At 74.1% G+C, this 212-nt stretch carries 1 protein-coding gene; it reads right to left on the bottom strand.

The genetic code is table 11. The annotated features are described in order from the left end of the window. A partial coding sequence (locus ACWJ6R_RS38445) for a hypothetical protein (protein WP_449066863.1) occupies positions 1 to 212 on the bottom strand: 212 nt, incomplete at both ends.

Genomic DNA, 212 nt, shown 5'->3' with positions numbered 1-212 from the left:
GCGGCCTGCGCGTGGCCGATGTTCGACTTGATGGAGCCCAGCCGGAGCGGGCGGTCCTCGGGCCGGTCCTGGCCGTAGGTCGCGATCAGCGCCTGCGCCTCGATCGGGTCACCCAGCACGGTCCCGGTCCCGTGCGCCTCCACCACGTCCACATCCGCCGCCGACAGACCCGCGTTCGCCAGCGCCTGCCGGATCACCCGCTGCTGCGACGG

This window comes from Planomonospora algeriensis, from assembly GCF_977012225.1.
Note: the sequence above shows the minus strand (reverse complement) of the source record. Positions and strands in the feature narration are given on the sequence as shown.